Source organism: Frondihabitans cladoniiphilus, from assembly GCF_039544345.1.
GTDB lineage: Bacteria > Actinomycetota > Actinomycetes > Actinomycetales > Microbacteriaceae > Frondihabitans > Frondihabitans cladoniiphilus.
On sequence record NZ_BAABLM010000001.1, the window covers coordinates 212,475 to 228,380 of the forward strand.

Annotated in this window: 16 protein-coding genes; 9 read left to right on the top strand and 7 right to left on the bottom strand. The window is 70.6% G+C overall.

The features are described 5' to 3' along the window. Positions 1-27 precede the first annotated feature (27 nt). From ABEA39_RS00995 to ABEA39_RS01015, 5 genes are all read right to left on the bottom strand, one after another. Positions 28-1,731 carry an ABC transporter ATP-binding protein gene (locus tag ABEA39_RS00995; protein WP_345372170.1) on the bottom strand — a complete coding sequence of 568 codons (1,704 nt, stop codon included), beginning with the start codon at positions 1,729-1,731 and terminating at the stop codon, positions 28-30. Next, complete coding sequence (locus ABEA39_RS01000; RefSeq protein ID WP_345372172.1) at positions 1,728-2,663, bottom strand: ABC transporter permease; 936 nt, start codon at positions 2,661-2,663, stop codon at positions 1,728-1,730. The genes ABEA39_RS00995 and ABEA39_RS01000 overlap by 4 nt, the downstream gene beginning before the upstream one ends. After that, entirely contained in the window at positions 2,660-3,637 is a 978-nt protein-coding gene (locus tag ABEA39_RS01005) for an ABC transporter permease (RefSeq protein WP_345372174.1), read from the bottom strand. The genes ABEA39_RS01000 and ABEA39_RS01005 overlap by 4 nt, the downstream gene beginning before the upstream one ends. Continuing rightward, positions 3,637-5,307, bottom strand: coding sequence for an ABC transporter substrate-binding protein (locus ABEA39_RS01010; RefSeq protein ID WP_345372176.1), 1,671 nt, complete (start codon positions 5,305-5,307; stop codon positions 3,637-3,639). Before ABEA39_RS01010 ends, ABEA39_RS01005 begins: the two co-directional genes overlap by 1 nt. Before the next feature lie 111 nt (positions 5,308-5,418). Next, entirely contained in the window at positions 5,419-6,531 is a 1,113-nt protein-coding gene (locus ABEA39_RS01015; RefSeq protein ID WP_345372178.1) for a LacI family DNA-binding transcriptional regulator, read from the bottom strand. Between the two features lie 45 nt (positions 6,532-6,576). Here ABEA39_RS01015 and ABEA39_RS01020 point away from each other — a divergent pair, with 45 nt between their 5' ends. The 7 genes from ABEA39_RS01020 (at position 6,577) to ABEA39_RS01050 (ending at position 11,995) form a co-directional block, all read left to right on the top strand. Beyond that, a complete protein-coding gene (locus tag ABEA39_RS01020; RefSeq protein ID WP_345372180.1) occupies positions 6,577-8,247 on the top strand; it encodes a glycoside hydrolase family 13 protein in 1,671 nt (556 codons plus the stop codon). 87 nt (positions 8,248-8,334) lie between these two features. Beyond that, entirely contained in the window at positions 8,335-8,514 is a 180-nt protein-coding gene (locus ABEA39_RS01025) for a hypothetical protein (protein WP_345372182.1), read from the top strand. 2 nt (positions 8,515-8,516) lie between these two features. Beyond that, positions 8,517-8,642, top strand: coding sequence for a hypothetical protein (locus ABEA39_RS01030; RefSeq protein WP_345372184.1), 126 nt, complete (start codon positions 8,517-8,519; stop codon positions 8,640-8,642). A 1-nt stretch (position 8,643) separates the two neighbouring features. After that, positions 8,644-9,282, top strand: a complete 639-nt coding sequence (locus ABEA39_RS01035) for a class I SAM-dependent DNA methyltransferase (protein ID WP_345372186.1) — start codon at positions 8,644-8,646, stop codon at positions 9,280-9,282. Then, entirely contained in the window at positions 9,279-10,025 is a 747-nt protein-coding gene (locus tag ABEA39_RS01040) for a glycosyltransferase family 2 protein (protein ID WP_345372188.1), read from the top strand. Before ABEA39_RS01035 ends, ABEA39_RS01040 begins: the two co-directional genes overlap by 4 nt. Before the next feature lie 53 nt (positions 10,026-10,078). Beyond that, complete coding sequence (locus ABEA39_RS01045; RefSeq protein ID WP_345372190.1) at positions 10,079-11,113, top strand: acyl-CoA dehydrogenase family protein; 1,035 nt, start codon at positions 10,079-10,081, stop codon at positions 11,111-11,113. A 144-nt stretch (positions 11,114-11,257) separates the two neighbouring features. Beyond that, complete coding sequence (locus tag ABEA39_RS01050; protein WP_345372192.1) at positions 11,258-11,995, top strand: PIG-L deacetylase family protein; 738 nt, start codon at positions 11,258-11,260, stop codon at positions 11,993-11,995. Positions 11,996-12,188: 193 nt separating this feature from the next. Here the strand turns inward: ABEA39_RS01050 and ABEA39_RS01055 are convergent, their stop codons facing one another. After that, positions 12,189-13,364: an alcohol dehydrogenase catalytic domain-containing protein gene (locus ABEA39_RS01055; protein WP_345372194.1), complete on the bottom strand. Its 1,176-nt coding sequence runs from the start codon at positions 13,362-13,364 to the stop codon at positions 12,189-12,191. A 189-nt stretch (positions 13,365-13,553) separates the two neighbouring features. Here ABEA39_RS01055 and ABEA39_RS01060 point away from each other — a divergent pair, with 189 nt between their 5' ends. Together ABEA39_RS01060 and ABEA39_RS01065 are read left to right on the top strand one after the other, a co-directional pair. Continuing rightward, on the top strand, positions 13,554-14,549 hold the full coding sequence (locus ABEA39_RS01060; RefSeq protein WP_345372196.1) for an SDR family oxidoreductase: 996 nt from the start codon (positions 13,554-13,556) through the stop codon (positions 14,547-14,549). Positions 14,550-14,551: 2 nt separating this feature from the next. Next, positions 14,552-14,998 (top strand): SRPBCC family protein, encoded by a 447-nt coding sequence (locus ABEA39_RS01065; RefSeq protein WP_345372198.1) that lies wholly within the window; start codon positions 14,552-14,554, stop codon positions 14,996-14,998. A gap of 160 nt (positions 14,999-15,158) precedes the next feature. Here ABEA39_RS01065 and ABEA39_RS01070 read toward each other — a convergent pair whose 3' ends face one another. Then, positions 15,159-15,377, bottom strand: a complete 219-nt coding sequence (locus ABEA39_RS01070; RefSeq protein ID WP_345372200.1) for a hypothetical protein — start codon at positions 15,375-15,377, stop codon at positions 15,159-15,161. Positions 15,378-15,906 lie beyond the last annotated feature (529 nt).

Genomic DNA, 15,906 nt, shown 5'->3' on the forward strand with positions numbered 1-15,906 from the left:
ATGCGCGGGGCCGGTCGTGACGACCGCTCACGCGACCCCGTCCCGCACCGGGTTCGGGATCGCGTCGAGCAGTCGGATCGTGTAGTCGTCGGTCGGGTTCCGCAGCACGTCGGCCGTCCGGCCCCGCTCGACCACGCGGCCCGAGTTGAGCACGAGGATGTTGTCGGTGACCACGCGGGCGCTCAAGAGGTCGTGGGTGATGTAGAGCATGCTCACTCCGCGCTGCACGCGGAGGTCGTCGAGCAGCGCGAGCACCCCGGCGCGGAGCGACACGTCGAGCATCGAGACCGGCTCGTCCGCGATGATCACCTGCGGGTCGCTGGCGAGCGCGCGGGCGATGACCACGCGCTGCCGCTGCCCACCGGAGAGCTGGTGCGGGAGTTTGGCGGCGTACTCCTCGACGGGGGAGAGCCCGACGGTGTCGAGCAGTTCGAGGACGCGGCGCCGGGCATCCCGCCCTTTCAGGCCCGTGAAGTTCACGACCGGACGAGTCAGCGCGTACTCGACCGTGTGCAGCGGGTTGAGGGCGGCGTAGGGGTCCTGGAACACCATCTGCACGTCGCGGTGGAGGCGGTGGAACTCGCGGCGCTTCAGCCGGTCGATGCGGAGGTCGCCGAAGGTCACCGTGCCGGAGGTCGGCTTCTCGACCGCGGTGATGAGCTTCGCGATGGTGGACTTGCCGCTGCCGGAGGCGCCGACGAGGGCCAGCGCCTCACCCGGGTCGAGCGTGAAGGAGACGTCGTCGACGGCCGTGATCGGCTTCTCGCCGCGGCGCGGGGGCGGGTAGATCATGCCGATCGAGTCGACCACGAGCGATGTCGTCGCGAGCCGGTTCACACTGGCGCGGGAGCCGGTGGACGTCGTCGGTGCGACGGCCCGGTTCTCGAAGCCCGGCAGCTCGATGTTCTCGGCGCGCGGGTCGGCGTAGTGGCTGAGGAGCATGCGCGTGTAGTCGTCCTGGGGAGAGTTCAGGATGTCGTGCGCGGAGGCGTCTTCGACGATGCGCCCCTCGTGCATCACGAGCACGCGCGCGGTCGCCTCGAGCACGACGCCGAGGTCGTGGCTGATCAGGATCGCCGTGAAGCCCTCGGACTCCTGCAACTGCGTGATCGTGTCCATCACCGCGTGCTGCACGAGCACGTCGAGGGCCGTGGTCGGCTCGTCGAACACCAGGAGCTGGGGTTCGAGCGACAGTGCCAGCGCGATCGAGACGCGCTGGCGCATCCCGCCTGACAGCTCACCCGGGAACCGGTCGAGGACGGTCGCCGGCAGCTCGACCTTGCCGACGAGCTCGATGGAGCGCTTCTCCCAGCGCTCGCGGGGCACGTGCCCGTGAGCCCGGTAGATGTCGCGGAAGTGGTCGCGGATGCTCCGGACCGGGTTGAGCGCGTTCATGCCCGACTGCAGCACCATCGCGAAGCCGCCGTGCCGCTGCTCGCGCAGGTGCTCGCCTTCGATGCCGGCGATGTCGTGGCCGTCGAACAGGATGCGGCCCTGACTGATCCGGGCCGGTGCCTTCGAGAGGCGCGTGAGTGCGAAGCCGAGCGTCGACTTGCCCGAGCCGGACTCGCCGACGAGCCCGATGAACTCGCCGCGCTTCAGGGTGAACGAGACGTTGTCGACGGCGGGATGCTCGGTGGCGTCTCCGTAGACGACCGACAGGCCGCGCACGTCGAGGAGCACGTCGGAGTCGTCGGTGCGAGTGGTGGGAGCCACGAGGGTGTCGGTCATCGTCCGCTTCCTTCCCGGAGGCGCGGGTTGCTGAGCCCGTCGACGCCGAAGTTGATCAGGGTGAGAGAGGTGGCGAGCAGGGCGATGCAGAGGCCGGGGGCGAAGAGCAGCACCCACTGGCCGGTGAGGAGGGCGTTGGAGTTCTGCGCCCAGAAGAGCATTGTTCCCCAGCTCACGGTCGAGGAGTCGCCGAGCCCGAGGAACTCGAGCCCCGCCTCGGCGAGGATCGCGCTGGTCGCGGCGCCGAAGAAGCTGCCGACGATCAGAGACGTCATGTTGGGCAGGATCTCGCGGAACACGATGCGGATCGAGCGGTCGCCCGAGAACATCGCCGCGGTGACGAAGTCGCGGGAGCGGAGGGACTGCGTCTGGCTGCGCAGCACGCGGGCGCCGAAGGCCCAGCCGGTGAGGACCACGACGAGGATGATCATGCCGATGCCGCCGTTCTGGAGGTAGGCGGCGATGACGATCATCAGCGGCAGCGACGGGACGACCAGGAACAGGTTCACGACGAAATTGATCACGTCGCCGACGAAGCCCCGGGTGTAGCCCCAGCTCAGGCCGATCACCACGGCGATGAACGTCGAGAGGATGCCGGCCGTGAAGCCGACGAGGACGCTGATCCGGGCACCCTGGATGAGCTGGCTCAGGACGTCCTCGCCCGCCGCCGTCGTGCCGAACCAGTGGGCGGCGCTGGCGTTCTTGCTGCCGCCGAACGTGTTGGCGCTCGGGTCGTAGGGGGTGAGGAGCGGGGCGAAGATCGCCACGAGGACGAAGACGGCCAGCATGACGAGACCGATGCGCGCCTTGCGGTTGCTCCAGATCGTCTTCGCGACCCGGGCCACCACCAGCCAGGGGGAGGGGGCGGCCGCGATCTCGGCCTGGGCGTCGGGCGCGTTCGTGGGCTGTTGGGGGGAGAGGATCGTCGTCATCGTCGTGTCCTGGGGTCGAGAGCGCCGTACAAGATGTCGACGAGGAAGTTGGCGACCAGCACGCTGATCGTGATCATCAGGAACAGGGCCTGCATCAGCGGGTAGTCCTGGTTGGTGACGGCCTTGAGCAGCAGGTAGCCGATGCCCGGGTAGCCGAAGACCGATTCGACGAGCAGCGAGCCGCCGACCACGCCGCCCAGCGCGAGGCCGAACGAGGTGAGGTTCGGCAGGATCGCGTTGCGGGCCGCGTAGCGGATGGCGACGGTGCGGCTCTTCAGGCCGTTGGCCTCGGCGAAGGTGACGTAGTCGTCGCCGAGGGTGTTGATCATCGTGTTGCGCATGCCGAGGATCCAGCCGCCGAGGGACGTGATGAGGATCGTGAGGGCCGGCAGGATCGCGTGGTACAGCACGTCGAGGACGTACGACCCGGTGAGGGCCGGCACCGCCGTGACTCCCGCTGCGCCCGACGTCGGGAAGATGTGCCCGACGTAGCCGAGGAAGAACAGGAGCAGGAGCGCGGTCCAGAAGTAGGGGAACGCGCTGGCGAAGCTGCCGCCCAGGGTGGGCAGCGCCTCGATCCAGGTGCCGCGCTTCCAGGCGGCGAGGATGCCGAGGAGCGTGCCGCCGATGAAGGCGATGATCGTGACGACGCCGACGAGGATGAGCGTGTAGGGCAGGGCCTGCCCGACCAGTTCGGCGACCGGCTGCGGGAAGAAGGTGTAGCTGACGCCGAAGTCGAGGGTCACCACCTGGTGGAGGTACGAGCCGTACTGGGACAGGATGCTGCCGGTCGGGACGCCGAGTTGGGCCTCGATGGCCTTCTTGGTGGCCGCCGTGACCGGTCCGCTCTGGGAGAGCTTCGCGATCGCGGCGTCGGCGGGGGAGCCCGGCATCAGCCGGGGGAGGATGAAGTTGATCGTGACCGCGGCCCACAGGGTGAGCACGAAGAGCCCGAACTTGCGCAGGAGCGCCATCACTTGCCTTTCGCGGTGTTCGAGGAGGACTGGGCCTTCTTGAGGTGGGTGAAGATCAGGAGCGGGGTCGACTGGTAGTTCTTCGGGCTGGCGTAGGGGTCGGAGGCGCTCGGCCACCCGGTGAACTTCTGGGAGTTGAACAGGCCCCACGAGCCGCCGTAGTAGAGCGAGATGAACGGCAATTGGTCGTAGACGACCTGCTGGAGCTGGTAGCCGATCTTCTGCTGTGCCGCCTTGTCGGTGGTCGATTTGAACTGGTCGAGGAGCGCATCGGTCGCCGGGTCGTTGAACCGCTCGAAGTTGCTCGGGGCGGCTTTTTCGATCGGCTTCACGAACGAGCTGTTCAGCGCGACGTTGAAGTCCTGGTAGAGCGAGCCGGTGCCGCCGAAGCCGCCCATGGCGAGGTCGAAGTCGCCGTTCTGGAGCGCGAGCTGGTAAGCCGCGGGCTGCGGCTGGTTGACCTTGACCGCGATGCCGACGGCGCTCAGCTCCTTCTGGACCTCCTGCACGCCACGCAGCCAGTCGGTGTAGCCGTTGGCGGTCATGATCGAGAGGGTGGCCTGCTTGCCGGCCGAGTCGACGAGCTTGCCGTTCTGCAGCGTGTAGCCGGCCTTCGCGAAGGCGGCGGTTGCCGCCTGCGTGTTCTGCGTGATCGCGCCCTCGTTCGCCAGGGACGGGTCGAGGAGGCTCTTCTGCGCGGGCAGGAGGAGTCCGCTCTGACCGGCGGGCTGCATGTAGCCCTCGGCGGCCGAGTCGCCGATCGCCTTGCGGTTCAACGAGTCGGAGATGCCCTCGCGGAAGTTCACGTCGTTGAAGGGGGCCTTGGTCAGGTTCGGGTAGAGCACGATCGTGCCCCCCGGCGGGAACCAGTACTTGTTGTCGGCATTGGCGGCGAGCCAGGTGCCCTTGACGTCGCTGATGAACGAGTAAGCCCAGTCGTAGCCCTTGGTCACGATGTCGAGCTGCGTGTTCACTCCCGGCATCACGAGGTGCTCCGCCGCGACCTTCGACGCCTGCCAGTAGGTCTGGTTCTTGTCGAGGCTGTACTGCTGCGGGTAGAAGTTGCCGAGCTTGTACGGCCCGGTGCCGATCGGGTCGGGGTTGAGGAACGTGCTGGGGTCCTTCACGCTCTTCCAGAGGTGCTGGGGCACGATCAGCAGCTGCGAGATGATCGTGGCGGCCGGGGCATCCGCCCCCTTCAGGTGCACGGTGACGACGTCGCCCGCCGTGGTCACCGACTGGATGTACTGCCAGATGCCGGTCGTGTCGAGGGTCGGGTACTTCTTCAGCAGCGCGAACGTGAAGGCGACGTCGGCGGGGGTGAACGCGACCCCGTCGGACCATTTCACGCCCGTGCGGATCGTGTAGTCGATGGTCTGGGCGTCGGGCTGGGCGTACTTGCTCGCCAACCACGGATGCTCGGCCCCGTCGAGGTTGTTGACGACGACCAGCGGCTCGTAGATGTACGGCGTCGCCGTGCGGGCGTTCGTGAGGAACGGGTTGAAGTTGCGGGTCAGCGTGGGCGACCCGGTGTCGGCGGCGATCAGCATGGTGTCGGCGCCGATGGAGGCATCGGGCCGGCTCTTGATCTGGATGCTGCAGCCCGAGACCACGAGGGCGACAGCGGCGGTGAGCGCTGCGAGTCTGACGACGGCTTTGGCGTGGAGCATCGTTGCTTCCGGTCTTTCTGTTCGGGACGCGCCCCGCGGCACCGCGAGGCGTGGCTCCACTGTAAGCGCATACATCGAACAGCGCAAGCGTGGAATGCTCGTGCCGGAGGCCTAGGCGGAACCCTCGGAGCTCTCGCGCAGCAGCAGCTTGACCGGCAGTCGTCGGGCCATCGGCGGCTGCTCCGGATCCTCCAACCGACTGCGCATGGTCGCCACGGCTGCTCGGCCGAGAGCGATCATCGGCTGCTGCACCGTGGTGAGGCGCGGCGACGACATGCGCGACTCCGCGATGCCGTCGAACCCCGTCACGATCGTGTCGAGGGGGATGCGGACGCCGGCAGCGATCAGGACCTCCATCAGCCCGAGGGCGGTCTGGTCGTTCGAGCACATGATCGCCCGCGGGGGAGCCGCCCCGGCGAGCGTCTCGAGCAGGTCGGCGGCGACACGGCGTCCGCCCGCCCGGGTGAAGTCGCCGTGCAGCACCGGCAGCGCCTCGGCGTCGATCCCGCTCTCGGCGAGGGCGCGTCGGAAGCCCTCGTGCCGCTCGACGTCGTCCGCCGTCGCGGAGGGTCCGGCCACGAACACCGGGTCGCGCACCCCGAGGTCGTCGACGACGTGCCGAGTGAGCGCGTGCATCCCGTCCGCGTTCGCCACCATCACGTGGTCGAAGTCGTCGTCGCGTCGCGCGCCGGCGATGAGCACGATCGGGATGCGCCGCGAGACGTGCTCGAGCAGGGAATCGGGAACGCTTCCCGCCAGGAGCGCGAGACCGTCGACCCGCCCGGCGATGTCGGTGACCACCTCGACGGGGTTCGAGCCGCGCCCGACGCCGATCATCAGCGTGAAGCCGTCGTGCCAGGCCTGGAGCTCGCTGCCGCGGAGGACCTCATCGAAGTAGAGGTCGGCCCGTTGGGCGCCCCCGGTGTCGGGGATGTCGCGGACCACTTCCACGCGGGATGCACTGCCCGACAGGTCGTCGGACGGGGCATCCCCCTCGTCCACCACGTCGAAGTCCGGGAAGAAGAGCCCGAGCACGCCGGTGCGCCGCGCCGCCAGGCCCCGTGCGCTCGCGCTGGGCACGTAGCCGAGGGCCCGAACCGAGGCGAGGACCGTCTCGCGGGTGGATGCGCGTACATCGTCGGGCCGTCGGAAGACGCGCGAGACGGTGGCGATCGACACCCCGGCGTCGGCGGCCACGTCGTAGACCGTGGGGGTCTTCTTCATGCGTGCTCTCTCGTCGGGCGGGGCCGGTCGTGCAAGGCTGGACGGATGAACGACCGAGTCGAAGTCGAAGTGCCGTGGTGGACCGATGCAGTGGTCTATCAAATCTATCCCCGCAGCTTCGCCGATTCCGATGGCGACGGCATCGGCGACCTCGAGGGCATCCGCTCGCGCCTCGATCACCTGCAGCAGCTCGGGGTCGACGTCGTCTGGCTCTCGCCGATCTACCGGTCGCCGCAGGTCGACAACGGCTACGACATCAGCGACTACCAGAGCATCGATCCGCTCTTCGGCACCCTCGAGCAGTTCGACCGGCTCCTGGCCGAGATGCACGAGCGCGGCATCAAGCTCGTGATGGACCTCGTGGTGAACCACACCAGCGACCGGCACGCCTGGTTCGAGGAGTCGCGGAGCTCGCTCGACAACCCGAAACGGGACTGGTACCTCTGGCGCGACGGCTACGACGGCCGCGAGCCCAACCTCTGGCGGAGCGTGTTCTCGGGCCCCGCGTGGGAGCTCGACGAGACGACGGGCCAGTACTACCTGCACATCTTCGCCCGCGAGCAGCCGGACCTGAACTGGGAGAGCCCGTCCCTTCGAGCCGCCGTCTACGCGATGATGAACTGGTGGCTCGACCGCGGGGTGGACGGCTTCCGGATGGACGTCATCAACGTCATCGCCAAGGTGCAGGACGACCTCGTAGGCGACAGCACGTCGGCGTCGATGGGCCCGCAGATCCACGACTACCTGCAGGAGATGCATCGCGAGGTGTTCGCCGGCCGCACCGCCGACCTCATCACGGTCGGCGAGATGCCGGGGGCCACCGTCGAGGAGGCCGAGCTGTTCACCGACCAGGCCCGCGGCGAGCTGGACATGGTGTTCCAGTTCGAGCACGTCGGCCTCGACCACGGCCCGCGGACCAAGTTCGACAACGTGCCGCTGTCGCTGGTCGACCTGAAGGCCTCGCTCGCCCGCTGGCAGGACGGCCTCGCCGACCGCGGCTGGAACAGCCTGTACTTCGGCAACCACGACCAGCCCCGCTCGGTCTCGCGCTTCGGCGACGACACCGAGTGGCGGGTCGAGTCGGCGACGATGCTGGCGGGCATCCTGCACCTCCACCGCGGCACGCCGTACGTCTATCAGGGCGACGAGATCGGCATGACGAACGCCGGCTTCACGTCGCTCGACCAGTACCAGGACCTCGAGTCGCTCAACTGGTACGCCGAGGAGGTCGGGCGAGGCGCGTCTCCGGCGGCGGTGCTCGACTCGCTCGCGTTCCGCAGCCGCGACAACGCCCGCACTCCGATGCAGTGGGACGCCACGCCCCTCGCCGGCTTCACGACCGGCGACCCGTGGCTGGCGATCACCCCGAACCACAGCGAGATCAACGTCGTCGACGACCGGGCTCGGGGCGACGCGTCGGTGTTCGAGTTCTACAGGCGGCTGATCGCGCTGCGGCACGAGTCGGCGGTCGTGGCGCAGGGGCGGTTCGAGTTGCTGGAGGCCGAGCATCCCACGCTCTACGCCTTCACGCGAACGCTCGGAGCGTCGCGGCTTCTCGTGACGGGCAACTTCTCGGGCGAGGTGCTGTCGCTCGACGGGCTCGACCCGGCGGTGTTCGGGGTGGCCGGTCCCGTCGTGATCGGCAACCGCGTCGACGCCCGGGCCGCGACGCCGCTGCGGCCGTGGGAGTTCCGGGTGGTGGAGCTCTCCGCCTGAGGCGTTCCGGAGCCGCCGCCGCGGGCCCGTGTCAACCCGTCGAAGCAGATCGGGCGGGATGCACGGCCGCGGCATAGCGTCTCGCCCATGAGCGACGACACGCACGAGACCGAGCACACCACCCACTCCGAGAGCCCCGACGGCTCGACCGAGACGACCGAGACGAAGAAGGAGTACACCGAGAACCTCTCGGACGGCAGCACGTCGGGCGACTCCGGCTCGGAAGACACGGACTACGCGTCCGGCGGCGACCCGGAAGGCGAATGAGCATGAGCGACGCTCGCGACAACGACAGGAAGGACGACGACGAGGCGGCCGTCACGCATCCTGCCGAAGTCGACCCCGAAACGGGCACCGATGCCGAGGACAAGCCCGTCGAGAACCCCTCGGGCTGAGATGGAGTCGATCGCCGACAGGGAGTCGAGCACGGGGGATGCGCGGCGCCACTTCGACGCCACCCACGAGGCCCGCGAGGACCCCTGGGGTGCCACGAGCCGGTGGTACGAGCTCCGCAAGCGCGCCGTGCTGCTCGCGTCGCTGCCCGACGAGCGCTATGGCACGGCCCTGGAGCTGGGCTGCTCGGTCGGAGTGCTGACCGGCGAACTCGCCCTGCGCTCCGACGCCGTCGTCGGCGTGGACCTGTCCGAGCGCGCCGTCGAGCGTGCCCGCGCGCGACTGCAGGGGCGGGACAACGTCACCCTCGAGCAGCGCGACATGGTCGAGTCCTTCCCCGCCGCGCCGACGAGCGGTTTCGACCTCGTGGTCCTCTCCGAGGTCGCCTACTACTTGACCCCCGCCGACCTCGACCGGGTCGTGACGCGCGTCGACGAGGTGCTCGCCCCGGGCGGCACGCTCGTGGCCTGCCACTGGCGCTACGCCGAGGGCGACTTCCGGCAGCCGGCCGACGCCGTGCATCTGCGCCTCGCCGAGACATCGTCGTGGACCCGACTCGTCCGCCACGAAGAAGCCGACTTCGTTCTCGAGGTCTTCTCCCGCGACGACCGTTCCGTTGCGACGCGGACGGGACTGCGGTGAGCGACGCACCCTCGGGCAGCGCTTCGAGCGGTTCTGCCCCGGCCGGCGACGGGCCCGTCTCGGCCCTGGTCGTCGTCGTGCCCGCCCGCAACGAGGAGGGTCTGATCGGGCGGTGCCTGGTGGCGATGGCGGCGGCGGTCCGGAGACTCGAGGTCGAGCATCCCCGAGTCGCCGTGCGATTCGTCGTGGTCGCGGACGCCTGCACCGACAGCACCGTCGACCTCTGCCGCGACGTCGCCGGCCTCGACCTCGTGGTCTCCGGGCTCGGGCGGGTCGGTGCCGCGCGAGCGCTCGGCGTGTCGCACGGCCTTCAGGCGCTCGGCACGATCGAACCGGACCGCGTCTGGATCGCCAACACCGACGCCGACTCCGCCGTGCCGTCGAACTGGTTGACGGTGCAGGTGGCGCTCGCCGCGCAGGGCGCCGACGGCATGATCGGCACCGTGCGGCCGGATCCCGCCGATCTCAGCGTCGAGGAGGACGAGCGCTGGCTCGCGACGCACGAGCGCGGTCGGCCGAACGGCCACGTGCACGGGGCGAACCTGGGGGTGCGGGCCTCGGCGTACCTGAATGCCGGCGGGTTCGACGCCGTTCCCGAGCACGAGGACAACCGGCTCGTCGACCGCCTCCGCGCGGAGGGGGCCGTCCTGGTCGCCTCCGACGAGGCCGAGGTGCTCACGTCGGGGCGCCGGGTGGGCCGGACTCCCGGGGGCTACGCCGAGTACCTGGCGGTGAATCTGTGACGGGCGGGTCGGCGCTCCGGCGTGTGGTGCTCGCGTCTGCGGTCGGGCCGATCGTGGGCGCCACGCTGGACGCCCGCCCCGCCACGGTCGCCGACGCCCTCGCGCTCGGTGGGGCACTCGAGTCGCTCGACCCGTTCGTCGGCGGGGTCTCTCTGGGCGAGCGAGCGGCTGTCGGTTCCAGCACCACCCTCGACCTCTGGGAGATGCTGGCCACCCTCGCCGCCGCCGACCTCTCGCTGGCCCGAGCCGTCGAGCCGCACGTCGACGCCGTCACGATCCTGCACCAGGCGGGCGTGGCGCCGGGCTCGGACGTGCATCCCCCGCGAAGCACCTGGGGCGTCTTCGCCGCCGAGGGCGGTGGGATGAGCGTCACCGCCACGCAGACCGGCGACGGCTGGCGGCTCCACGGCACCAAACCCTGGTGCTCGCTGGCCGGCACCCTCACACACGCTCTGGTCACGGCGTGGGTCGCCCCCGCTTTCGGCAGCGTCCCGGAGCGTCGCCTGTTCGCCGTGGCACTCGCGCACGACGGCGTCCGCGTCGATCCCACGTGGACGTCGCTCGGGTTGCCGGACGTGCCGAGCGGACCGGTCGCCTTCGAGGCCGTCCCCGCGACACCCGTCGGCGAGTCCGGCTGGTACCTCGAGCGTCCCGGATTCGCCTGGGGCGGCATCAGCGTGGCCGCCTGCTGGTTCGGGGGAGCCGTCGGAGTCGCTCGCACCCTCGCCACCGCTGCCCGGACGCGGCCGGCCGACGACGTGTTGACCCAACTCCACGTGGGCCGCGTCGACGTCGCGCTGCACGAGGCCCGCACTGCGCTGATCTCGGCCGCCGCCGCCATCGACGACGGGGGCGCCGCCGGATCGGCCGGCACGCTGCTCGCCAAGCGGGTCCGAGCCACTGTGGCTCGCTGCGTCGAGGACGTGCTTCGCGCCGCGGCGCACGCCCTCGGGCCGGCACCGCTCGTGCAGGATCCCGCCCACGCCAAGCGGGTGGCCGACCTCGAGCTGTACGTGCGGCAGCACCACGCCGAGCGCGACGATGCCTCCCTCGGGCGGGCCGTGCTCGGCGGCGGGGTCGAGTGGTGACGGTGCTCGGGTGGTGTTCGTGATGCGGGCGGTGTTCGTGCTCGGGTGGGGCTCCGTGAAGCGACGCGGTTCGGCCATGGCGCCTGGTCCGCGGCGCGCGATGTCGGCCGATCCGCGTCGGGTCGCAGCGGTCACCGCCCCGTGGTGAGCTTCGACGCGCGCGACCCCGGCACCGCGAATGCGACCTGGCTCTCCGACCCCCGTCTGCACGCACTACCGCGCCTCGACCTCGCCGGGGTCACCGACCTCGTCGTGCTCTCGGCCCACCCGGACGACGAGACGCTCGGCGCCGGCGGCACGATCGCTCTTGCTCGCTCCCAGGGGATCCCGGTCACCATCGTCGTCGTCACCGACGGCGCCGCGTCCGAGGCGGGGCGCGACGATCTGGCGGCGATCCGTGCGGCCGAGATGCGCGAGGCGGCCGGGATGCTCGGGGCAGGCCCGCCGCGACTGCTCGGCTTCCCCGACGGAGGCGTCCGCGAGGCCGTGCCCGAGGTGACTCGGGCGGTCGACGAGGTGCTCTCCGGGCATCCCACGGCCCTGGTTCTCGCGCCGTGGCGCGGCGACGGGCACCGCGACCACCGCATCGTCGGCGAGATCGCGGCGGCGCTGGCCGAGGGGCTCGGGTTGGTGCTGTGGGAGTACCCGGTGTGGATGTGGCACTGGGGGTCGCCGGCCCACCCGGACGTGCCGTGGGACAGGCTGAGAGGTATGCCGCTGGTGGCATATGCCCGCGGCGCAAAAGGGCGGGCGCTGGGGGCGTTCGAGTCGCAGGTGTCGGCGCGCTCGGGGGAGTCCGGCGGCGGTGCCGAGCCGCCCGTGCTGCACGAGCGGTTCCTGGCGAACTTCGATCGGGCGGCGGAGGTCTTCGTGGTGGGTTGATCGGGGTGCGGTTCTGCGCCTGTGCAGGTGCCTGCCGCGTCCGGCCCGCACCCCGTTTTCCGCGGGGGACCCTCGGTCGACAAGGGTGCGGTGCGGCGGCCGGGGTGCGGCTCCGCGGGGTCGGGGTGCGCGTCCGCGGGGCCGGGGTGCGGCTCCGCGCGGCCAGCGTGCAAGACGCACCCCCGAACCGCAGCTACGGCTTCAGCACCACCTTGATGCAGCCGTCGGCCTTGTTCTTGAACGTCTCGTACATCTCCGGCGCACGATCGAGCGGCACCGGGTGCGTGACGAGGTCCTCGGTGCCGAGCGGGTCGGCCGGGTCCTCGACGAGCGGCATGAGGGTGTCGATCCACTTCTGCACGTTGCACTGCCCCATGCGGATCGCGATCTGCTTGTCGAACAGGTTGAGGAAGGGCGTCGGGTCGGCCGTGCCGCCGTAGACTCCGCTCAGCGAGACGGTGCCGCCGCGACGAACGACGTCGAACGCGAGGTGCATGGCGCCGAGGCTGTCGATGCCCGCCTTCTGCATCAGCGGCTGCGCGATCGCATCGGGCAGACGCGCCGCCGCCTTCTGGAACAGCCCGACCGGCCCGTGGTCGTGGGCCTCCATGCCGACGGCGTCGACGACCGAGTCGGGGCCGCGGCCGTCCGTCATCTTCTTGATCACGTCGGCGACGTCGTCGGTCAGGTCGAGGGTCTCGACGCCGTGGCGATCGGCCATCGCCCGACGCTCCGGCACGGGATCGACGGCGATCGTGCGGTAACCGCGATGCACGCCGATGCGCGCCGCGAACTGGCCGACGGGGCCGAGGCCGAGCACGACCAGGGTGCCGCCCTCGGGCACCTCGGCGTACTCGACGCCCTGCCAGGCGGTCGGCAGGATGTCGCTCAGGAACAGGTACCGCTCGTCGGGCAGATCGTCGCCCACCTTGATCAGGTTGAAGTCGGCGCGCTTGATGGCGAGCTGCTCGGCCTGGCCGCCGGGCACCTGGCCGTAGAGCTTCGTGTAGCCGTAGAGCGTGGCGCCGGAGTCGTACTCGGTGACCTGCGTCGTCTCGCACTGCGAGTAGAGGCCGCGGTCGCACATGAAGCAGTCGCCGCAGGCGATGACGAACGGTACGACGACCCGGTCGCCCACCTCGATGCGCGTGACGGCCGAGCCGACGGCCGTGACGACGCCCATCGTCTCGTGTCCGAGCACGTCGCCCTTGTCGAGGTAGGGTCCGAAGACGTCGTACAGGTGGAGGTCGCTGCCGCAGATAGCGGCGGACGACACGCGGATGAGAGCGTCGGTCGGGTCGACGATGACCGGATCCGGGACTTCTTCGACGGAGACGTGGGTGACGGACTGGTAGGTGAGTGCCTTCATCAGTCCCGTCTACGCCGGCGCCTCTGCACGACGGGGCTGCGGCGTCGAGACGGGGTACAGCGAGACGCCGAGCGGGGGATGCCCGGGCCGGGGTCCAGCGGGCGCGACTACCGTCTCACTCTCCGTGGCGGCTGCCGCGGTGCATCCCCCGTTTCGGCTGTCTCGGGGTACGAACCATCGAGGAGATCCATGCCGCAGGGAATCGCCGTCGTCACCGGAGGCACCGCCGGCCTCGGCCGCGCCATCGTCCGAGAGCTCGCCACGCGAGGGTGGGACGTCGCCATCCTGGCCCGCGGCGAGGACGGCCTCGCCGGCACCGCTCGCGACGTGGAGGCCCTGGGGCGGCGCGCCCTGCCGATCTCGACCGACGTCTCCGACCGCGAGCAGGTCGAGTCGGCCGCGACCCGCGTCGAGAACGAGCTCGGACCGATCGACCTCTGGGTGAACGACGCAATGGTCGGCGTGTTCGGCGAGTTCCTGACCACCGACCCCGACGACTTCGAGCGGGCCACCCGCGTCAACTACTTCGGGTTCGTGAACGGCACCCGGGCCGCTCTGTCGCGCATGACGCCGCGCGACTCGGGGCACGTGATCCAGATCGGGTCGGCGCTCGCGCACCGGGGGATCCCGCTGCAGGCCGCGTACTGCGCCGCGAAGCACGCCGTGATGGGCTTCACCGAGTCGGTGACGACCGAGCTGATCCACAACAAGAGCCACGTGAAGATCTCGACGGTCGACATGCCGGCCATGAACACGATCCAGTTCAACTGGGTCAAGTCCCAGCTGCCGCACCACCCGCAGCCCGTGCCCACGATCTTCCAACCGGAGATCTGCGCCCGTGCCGTCGCCGACGTGGCCGAGAAGCCGCGCCGCCGCACCTGGCTCGGCGAGCCGACCGTCATGACCGTTCTGGGCAACCGCTTCGTGGCTCCGTTCCTCGACGTGTACCTCGCCAAGACGGGCTACTCGGGCCAGCAGGCGCCCGACAAGACCGAGCCGATGCTGCCCACCAACCTCTACGAGCCGGTCGCGGGCGACCAGGGTGCTCGCGGCATCTTCGACGACAAGGCGAAGAGCTGGAGTCCGCAGATCTGGTACACGCGCAACCGCAAGAAGTCGTACGCGGCCGGCATCGGAGCTCTCGCTGCGGGGGTCGCGGCGGTCGTGCGGGCCCGGAAGGCCTGAGAGTGTCGACGACGTACCGGTTCATCGAGGCTGCGCCGTCGGCCGTGTTCGCCGTGCTGGGCGACGGCTGGCTGTTCCCGAGCTGGGTGGTCGGGGCATCCCGCATTCGAAGCGTCGACGACGCCTGGCCCGCCGTCGGATCGCACATCCACCACTCGTTCGGATCGTGGCCGCTCGTGCTCGACGACGTCACGACCGTGCTCGAGTGGGACCCGCCGCGGCGCGTGGTCTTCCAGCCGAAGGGGTGGCCGATCGGCGAGGCCCGCGTCGAGATCGAGATCAAGGAGCGTCGCGGAGGCTCGTACGTGCGCATGGTCGAGTACGCGGTCAAAGGGCCGGGGATGCTCGTGCCGGGGCTTGTGATGAACCCGGTGCTGCACATCCGCAACGTCGAAGCCCTTCAGCGGCTCGCGTGGCTGGCCGAGGGCGGGGCCGGCTCGCCGGCGTAGTGCTGGTGGGGGTGGGGCTGTCCGGGTTGGGTGGAGTCGTTTCGCCCTGGGGGTGCGCTTTCGCGCCGCGGCGCGAAACCACACCCCCTGACCGAAACGACTCGTGCTGCCGGAGGCGCGGGCTCGGGTAGCCCGCGCTCCGAGTTCTGGGGAGCCGCCGCTAGCGGCTGAGGCGCTCGATGCCCGCGCGGCGCTCCAGGTCGAGCTCGCGGCGGACGCGGCGCAGCGCTCGGGCGTCGGCGACACTGGGCAGCCAGCCCTGCTCCTTGCCGCGGCCGAGCGCGCGGCGCGCCAGCATGCGGTCGAGGGAGCGGCCGCCGAAGTACGCGAAAGCGGCGAGGGCGAGCACGACGCTCACGCTCAGGATGATGTCGAGCACGGTCGCCTTCTTTCGTCGGGGGCTGTTACGGGATTCGCTGCTGCGGGGGCTGCTCCTGCGGCACCGCTGCTGTCTGCCGCGGTGTGTCTTCGACGGTAGTCACGCGGTGCCGGCCGCCACAGTCCCCAGTGCTCGGGGCGCCCCAACGCGGGGCGCCCGTCCGGGTGTCGTAGCCCCCGCCCCCCGCCCGGGCCGCGGCTCCGGCGACTCCGCTGCGTCCGGCCGGCCGCACGGGGCCTGCCGCACCGGGCCTGCCGCACCTCGCAAGCGGCGAGGGCTCCAGTCCGCGGCGCGGTTCTCTGCCGCACGCGAGGGCCTGAGCTGCCCGCGAGGGCCTGCGCCGCAAGCGAGCACCAGCGCCGGCGCACCCGTGCCGCGCCTCGCAAGCGGCGAGGGCGCTAGTCCGCGGCGCGGTTCTGTGCCGCACGCGAGGGTCTGAGCCGCGTGCGAGGGTCTGTGCCGCACGCGAGGGCCTCTGCCGCACGCAAGGGCCTGCGCCGCACTCCCGCAGCCCGAGCGTCACCAACCG